The sequence below is a fragment of the Streptomyces sp. NPDC007162 genome (assembly GCF_040634175.1).
GTDB lineage: Bacteria > Actinomycetota > Actinomycetes > Streptomycetales > Streptomycetaceae > Streptomyces.
This window is the reverse complement of record NZ_JBEYFC010000474.1, coordinates 1-6932: the sequence shown is the minus strand read 5'-3', so window position 1 is coordinate 6932 and position 6932 is coordinate 1. Positions and strand designations below refer to the sequence as shown.

Below are 6932 nucleotides of genomic sequence, written 5' to 3'. Positions count from 1 at the left end.
CGCCCGGTTACATTCCGAACCCGGAAGCTAAGCCTCACAGCGCCGATGGTACTGCAGGGGGGACCCTGTGGGAGAGTAGGACGCCGCCGAACAAACATTGGAAAAGGCCCACGCCACATGGCGTGGGCCTTTTCGCGTTTATGCTCGACCGTATGCGCTATGACCTGGTCATCTTCGACAACGACGGCGTCCTCGTGGACAGCGAGCCCATCTCCAATCGGCTGCTCGCCGCGTACCTGACCGAGCTGGGACACCCCACCTCCTACGAGGACTCCATACGGGACTACATGGGGTCCGCGATGCACCGGGTCCATGAGCTCGTCGAGGAGCGCACCGGGCAGCGGCTGCCGGACGACTTCGACGATGTCTTCCACGCCCGGGTGTTCGCCGCCTTCGAGCGGGAGTTGAAGCCCGTCGCCGGGGCGGCGGAACTGCTGGAGCGACTGGCGGCGGACGGGGTGCCGTACTGCGTGGCGTCCTCCGGGAGTCATGAGCGGATCCGGGTGGGACACCGGACGACCGGGCTGGACCGGTGGTTCGACGAGTCCAGGGTCTTCAGTTCCCAGGACGTGGGGCGGGGGAAGCCGGCGCCGGATCTGTTCCTGTACGCGGCCGAGCGGATGGGGGTCGCACCGGGGCGCTGTGCCGTCGTGGAGGACAGCCCGCTGGGGGTGCAGGCCGCCGTCGCGGCCGGGATGGACGTGTACGGGTTCACCGCCATGACACCGGCCGACCGGCTGCGGGATGCCGGTCAACTCTTCTCCGACCTGGGACACTTGACTGACCTGCTGGAATGACCGAGGGCATCGCTTCGGCGCTGACAATTGTCATGCCGACCTCCGGACGTTCGTTCCTACTGGGGGACCCGGCCGGGACGCGAAGCTGAGGGCATGACGAAGACGACGAACACCGGGTCCCTGAACAAGCGGCAGCCCAGCGTGCTGGAGAACCTCCGGCCGCTGCTCGTGGATGTGGCGGTGCCTCTCGGGTCGTACTACTTCTTCAAGGGGGCTTTCGGGATGAGCACCTTCGCGGCGCTCGCCTGGAGCAGCGTGGTGCCGGCCGTGCGGACCGTGTGGAGCGTGGTCAGGGAGCGCAGGGCCAACGGACTGGCGGCGCTGATCCTGGTCGTGAACGTGGTCGGGCTGGCACTCAGCTTCGTCTCCGGAGATCCGCGGCTGATGCTCGCCAAGGACGGCGCGGTGAGCAGCACGGTCGGCATCGGGATCCTGGTGTCGGTGGCCCTGGGGAAGCCGATGATGACGGCGGGACTCAGGCCCTTCCTGCTGAAGGGGGACCCGGCCCGGGAGGCGGCCTGGGAGCGGCTGGCGGCCGGCACCGCGGCCCGGTCGGCGGAGTTCCTGCGCAAGGAGCGGGTCTTCTCCGTCATCTGGGGCGTGATCCTGGTCGCGGAGTGCGTCGCCCGGGTCGTCGGTGCCTACACGATCCCCGTGGCCACCATGGTCTGGCTGGGCTCGGTCTTCCTGGTCGTCGCCATCACCCTCGGGATGGTGGTCTGCGGTGGCGCGGCCGCCGAGCCGATGGCCTGCCTGATCACCGACGAGGTGAAGCGCCAGGAGGCCGCGCAGGAGCGGGAGCTCACGGTCGCCGCCTGAGCGACAGCCGACCGGCAGATGCCCGGGAGCCGCCCAGAAGCTGCCCAGGAGCCGCCCGGGAGGCGCAGGCCGAAGCTGAAGGAAATTCATCTTTGGCTGGATCTACCCACGAGTACGCCGGGGCCCTACGCTCGCCGCCATGACAGATGTGCTGCGGCGCGGTAGGGCCTCGTTGGCGTTCAGCTTCTTCACCCAGGGCGCCACCTTCGCGCTGCTGGTGACGCGCATCCCCGCCATCCAGGACCGGTACGGCGTCTCCGACGCGCTGCTGCCGGTCTTTCTCGCCGCCGTGCCGATCCTGGCCGGTGTCGGCAGTGTCACCACCGAGCAGCTGGTGAAGCGCATACGCCCCAGCCGGCTGCTGCGCTGGTCCCAGCCCGTGGTGATGCTGGCGCTGCTCGGCGTCGGGTCCGGCGGGCAGATGGCCGAGCTGGCGGTGGCGCTGGGCGTGTTCGGGCTCGCCGTGGGAGCGCTGGACGCGTCCATGAACATGCTCGGGGTGAGTCTGCAGCGGACGTACGGGCGGAGCATCATGCTCAGCTTCCACGCCGCGTACAGCCTGGGCGGGATTCTGGGGGCCTCGCTGGCGTGGGTGGGGGCGCACTGGCATCTGGCGCTGTGGGTGTCGTATCTGCCGGTCGTGGCGGTGCTGTTGCCGGCGGCGCTGCTGGGGAGCCGGTGGTATGTGGACGGCGGTCCCGCGCCGGCGGCGGAGGGGGAGGGGCGGGGTGCCGGTGGTGGTGTCGTCTTCAAGGTGCTGCTGCCGCTGTGCCTGGTGATGACCTTCGCCTACATCGGGGACTCGACCGTCTCCAACTGGAGTGCGAAGTACCTGAAGGACGTGCTGGGGAGCAGTGAGCAACTGGCGACGGTGCCGTACAACGTGTACATGGTGACCACGTTGGTCGGGCGGGCCATCGGGGACCTCGGGGTGCGGCGGTTCGGGGCCGTGACCGTCGTACGGCTGGGGGCGCTGGTGGCGGCCGTCGGGTTCGCGGTGGTGGCGGTCGCGCCCGGGGCGTGGGTCGGGATGGCCGGGTTCACTCTGCTGGGGCTGGGGTTGTGCGTGCTGGTGCCGCAGACCTTCGCGGCGGCGGGGAGGCTGTTCCCGGGGGCTTCGGATGCGGCCATCGCCCGGTTGAACATCTTCAACTACGTCGGCTTCCTGATCGGTTCGCCGTTGGTGGGTGCGCTGGGCGACGCGTGGAGCTATCGCGGGGCGATGCTGGTGCCGATGGTGTTGGTGCTGGTGACGTTGGTGTACGCCCGTTCGTTCGCGACCAGGCCGGACCGATACGGTGGCGGTCATGAGCGGCCGCGCACAGCTGATGTGGGACGAGGCAGTAACGGGCTATGACTTCGGTCCGGGCCATCCGATGGATCCGGTCCGGCTGGCGTTGACCCGGAGTCTGGTCGGTGCCTTCGGGCTCGACCGGGCGGTGGAGGTCGTCGCGGCGAAGCCGGCCGGGGAGTCGACGCTGCGGCTGGTGCACCGGGAGGACTACGTCGAGGCCGTGAAGGCGGCTTCGGCGGATCCCGCGGGGGCCGACCAGTCGTACGGTCTCGGGACGGTGGACGATCCCGCCTTCGCCGGGATGCACGAGGTGTCCGCGCTGATCGCGGGGCAGTCGGTGGCGGCCGCGGAGGCGGTGTGGCGCGGGGACGCCGATCATGCCGTGAACTTCGCGGGCGGGCTGCACCACGCGATGCCGGGGGCCGCGTCCGGCTTCTGCGTGTACAACGACCCCGCGCTGGCGATCGCGCGGTTGCTGGAGCTCGGTGCCGAGCGGGTCGCCTACGTGGATGTCGACGTGCATCACGGGGACGGGGTGCAGGCCGCGTTCTGGGAGGACCCGCGGGTCCTGACGATCTCGCTGCACGAGCATCCCCGGACGCTGTTCCCCCAGACCGGGTGGCCCGAGGAGACGGGCGCCGGGGCGGGGGAGGGGTCCGCGGTGAACGTGGCGCTGCCGGCGGGGACCGGGGACGCGGGGTGGGTGCGGGCGTTCCACGCCGTGGTGCCGGAGCTGCTCGCCGACTTCCGGCCGCAGGTGCTGGTGACGCAGCACGGCGCGGACACGCACTTCGAGGATCCGCTGGCTCATCTGGCCGTCTCGCTGGACGCGCAGCGGGCCGTGCAGGTGGCCTGCCACGAGCTGGCGCACGAGTACGCCGGTGGGAAGTGGGTCGCGCTGGGGGGCGGGGGGTACGAGGTGGTGGACGTGGTGCCGCGGTCCTGGACGCATCTGGTGGCGATCGCGGCGGGGCGGGAGATCGAGCCGGAGACGCTGGTACCGGAGGAGTGGCGCCAGGAGGTGTTCGCCCGGACCCGGCAGTTGGGGCCGGGGCGGATGACGGACGGGCGGTGGCCGGTGGGGTGGGCGTCGTGGGACGCCGGGTACGACCCCGCGGACCGGCTGGACCAGGCGGTACGGGCCACTCGGCACGCCGTGTTCCCGCTGCGGGGGCTGCTGGCGTAGGGGGTTCCCGCGGTCGCTGTGGCGTTGGGCCAACCGTGGGGTGTTCTTCCGTTTCCGGGTTCTTCCGGGACCGGGTGCGTCACCATCTCAGCCGTGTCGAGTGTCGGTGGGCTTCGTGCGTATCTGGTGGCTGCCGGGCTTGCCGGGGTGGTGGCCACCTCCCGGGAGCGGAGTCTTCACCGGTATCGGTTGTTCGCGGCTCGGGATCCCCGGGTGTTGATCGGAATCGATCCGCAAGGAACGTGGACCGAGCATGAGTTGGTCCGGTTGATGGCGGGCAAGTGTGGGGTTTCGGACGATCCCGGGTGCGTTTCAGGGCATGATGTGATCGACCCGGAACGTACGGTGGCTGCTCTGGACGCCTTCGCCGAGCGGGTGCGGGATGCCGCCCGGCGCCGCGTGCCCGTGTTGTTCGGGACCGGGCACCCGCACCGGCTGATCGGTTTCTACGCAGCTCTGGCGGACGCGCTGTCGGCGGCGGGATGTGAGGTTCTCACCCCTGCGCAGGGTCGCTGTGTCGACATAACGACCCGGTTCGGTCTACGTACGTGCAACCTCGATTACGTACAAGGTGTCGGGTTGGTGCGGGAATCGGGAGGTGAACGCCCCGGTTGTGCGCCGGGTACCCACACGCACTCGCCACTGCCGGTTCGACTGGCGCTGGAGGCCGCCGCGGGGGGTGGCGGACCGCTGCCCGAGCTGGTGGTCGGGGACCATGGATGGGTCTGTGGTGCAGGTCAGCTCGGGTTTGAGGCCATCGGTCTGGCGGATACCGATGACCCTGCGGTGTTCGTGGGAGAGGCCGAGGGGGTGGTGTCGGTGGCCGTTCCGGTTGATGACGGCGTGCGGTCTGAGTACTACATGCCTCTCACCCGCTACGTACTCAATCGAGCGTGTCTGTCACAGTAGGCCGCCGATGGGTGCACCTCTTCCCCACTCGCATCACCCGCCCCTACATTGGGGAGTGAGCACGCAACGACGAAGAGTCACCGGAAGGGGAAGCCGGTGGCCCGTCGAGTGCGGAAGGTTCGGGTGTGTGACATGGCTGCAGACCAGAGGCCTCTGAACGAGGTCGTGTTCCTTACCGTGGCGGAGGTCGCCGCGGTGATGCGAGTGTCGAAGATGACCGTGTACCGGCTGGTGCACAGCGGTCATCTGCCCGCGATCCGGGTGGGGCGGTCCTTCCGCGTCCCCGAGCAAGCGGTACACGAGTACCTTCGCGAGAGCTATGTGGGGGTCGAGACCGTCTGACGGCGGTTCCGGGACCTCCCCGGAACACCTCGATTACGACCTCAGCGCTCGGGCGGGTAGGCTAGCCCCTCGTAGGTCGTATGGGCCCATGGCGCCCAGCACCGAGTGATGAGAAGTGAGCGAGGGTAGTCGTGGGCTCTGTTATCAAGAAGCGGCGCAAGCGGATGGCCAAGAAGAAGCACCGCAAGCTGCTCAAGCGCACGCGCGTTCAGCGTCGTAACAAGAAGTAATTACGGCGCCGAGCCGCGAGAGCTTGTGTGTGACCCCCCACCAGTACGGTGGGGGGTCACACGCATTTCCGCAGCAACATCGACCCGCTAAGTTGGCCCGCATACGGGAACGCGGAAGAAAGGCGCTGATCTTGGGAAAGGTCGTGCTCGTGACCGGAGTGGCCCGTCAGCTCGGGGGCCGGTTCGTACGGCGCGTTCAGCGTGACCCCGAAGTGGAACGGGTCGTCGCCGTCGACGCGGTGCCGCCGGAGCACCACCTGGGCGGGGCGGACTTCATCCAGACCGACATCCGGCAGCCCTCCATCGCCCGGGTGCTGGCCGAGAGCGGTGCGGACACCGTCGTCCACATGGACGTGACCGGGACACCGCTCGGCAGCGGCAGCCGGACCAGCGTCAAGGAGACCAACGTCATCGGGACGATGCAGCTGCTCGGCGCCTGTCAGAAGTCGCCGAACGTGAAGCGGCTGGTGGTCAAGTCCAGTACGAACGTGTACGGCTCCGCGCCCAAGGACCCGGCCGTCTTCACGGAGACGACCCCGCCGAAATCGCTGCCCAGCGGCGGGTTCGCGAAGGACACGGTGGAGGTGGAGGGGTATGTGCGCGGGTTCGCCAGGAGGCGGCCCGACGTGGCGGTGTGCGTGCTGCGGTTCGCCAACATCCTCGGTCCTACGGCGGACACCCCGCTCGCGTCCTACTTCTCGCTGCCCGTGCTGCCCACCGTCCTCGGCTACGACCCCCGGCTGCAGTTCGTGCACGAGGACGATGTCATCGACGTGCTGCGGATCGCCTCGCGCGAGCCCGTGCGCGGGACGCTCAACAGCGGCACGTTCAACATCGCCGGTGACGGTGTGCTGCTGCTCTCGCAGTGCTCGAGGCGGCTGGGACGGCCCACCGTGCCGCTGCTGCTGCCGGCGGTCACCTGGGCCGGCTCGCTGGTGCGGACGCTCGGCATGAGCGACTTCTCGCCCGAGCAGATCCGGCTGCTCACGCACGGCCGGGTGGTGGACACCGTCCAGATGCGCGAGACGCTGGGGTTCCGGCCGAAGTACACGACGGCGCAGACGTTCGCGGACTTCGTGCGCGCCCAGGCCCCCGGGCTGCTGCCGCCCGAGGCCGTGGCCGCGGCCGTCGACCGGATCGCCGCGTTGCCCGCGCTGCACGGCGGGAACACGGTGACGAGGACCCCGGCGAAGTCCTCGACGAAGACCCCGACCCAGAGCGCCAACTGAGGAGCGCAACAACGATGGCGGACGCCAAGGTCATTCCGTTCGACGACGACCGGTCCCGCGGGGCTGGCGCCCAGCGGCCGGCCCGGCGCCGGGGCGCGGGAGGCCGGCGCAAGGGCGGCGGTGAGC

8 protein-coding genes, 1 rRNA gene and 1 pseudogene are annotated in these 6932 nt (G+C 69.6%); all 10 read left to right on the top strand.

From position 1 onward, the window contains the following. Nucleotides 1-92: ribosomal RNA gene (gene rrf, locus ABZ646_RS36475) — 5S ribosomal RNA — on the top strand; the annotation flags it as partial. Nucleotides 93-152: 60 nt separating this feature from the next. Next, nucleotides 153-797, top strand: a complete 645-nt coding sequence (locus ABZ646_RS36470) for an HAD family hydrolase (protein WP_360528897.1) — start codon at nt 153-155, stop codon at nt 795-797. Nucleotides 798-890: 93 nt separating this feature from the next. Then, nucleotides 891-1616, top strand: a complete 726-nt coding sequence (locus ABZ646_RS36465) for a VC0807 family protein (protein WP_360528894.1) — start codon at nt 891-893, stop codon at nt 1614-1616. A 139-nt stretch (nt 1617-1755) separates the two neighbouring features. Beyond that, the gene (locus tag ABZ646_RS36460; protein WP_360528891.1) at nt 1756-2973 is read left to right on the top strand and encodes an MFS transporter; all 1218 of its coding nucleotides are present in this window, start codon (nt 1756-1758) and stop codon (nt 2971-2973) included. Beyond that, nucleotides 2924-4096 carry an acetoin utilization protein AcuC gene (locus tag ABZ646_RS36455; RefSeq protein ID WP_360528888.1) on the top strand — a complete coding sequence of 391 codons (1173 nt, stop codon included), beginning with the start codon at nt 2924-2926 and terminating at the stop codon, nt 4094-4096. The genes ABZ646_RS36460 and ABZ646_RS36455 overlap by 50 nt, the downstream gene beginning before the upstream one ends. A 93-nt stretch (nt 4097-4189) precedes the next feature. After that, the gene (locus ABZ646_RS36450) at nt 4190-5005 is read left to right on the top strand and encodes a phosphatase (protein WP_360528885.1); all 816 of its coding nucleotides are present in this window, start codon (nt 4190-4192) and stop codon (nt 5003-5005) included. Nucleotides 5006-5137: 132 nt separating this feature from the next. Beyond that, the gene (locus ABZ646_RS36445) at nt 5138-5347 is read left to right on the top strand and encodes a helix-turn-helix domain-containing protein (protein WP_360528882.1); all 210 of its coding nucleotides are present in this window, start codon (nt 5138-5140) and stop codon (nt 5345-5347) included. A 131-nt stretch (nt 5348-5478) separates the two neighbouring features. Further along, nucleotides 5479-5577, top strand: a complete 99-nt coding sequence (locus ABZ646_RS36440) for an AURKAIP1/COX24 domain-containing protein (protein WP_003948845.1) — start codon at nt 5479-5481, stop codon at nt 5575-5577. Nucleotides 5578-5708: 131 nt separating this feature from the next. Then, the gene (locus ABZ646_RS36435) at nt 5709-6806 is read left to right on the top strand and encodes an NAD-dependent epimerase/dehydratase family protein (protein WP_360528879.1); all 1098 of its coding nucleotides are present in this window, start codon (nt 5709-5711) and stop codon (nt 6804-6806) included. A 14-nt stretch (nt 6807-6820) separates the two neighbouring features. After that, nucleotides 6821-6932, top strand: a pseudogene (locus tag ABZ646_RS36430) (glycerol acyltransferase); the annotation flags it as partial.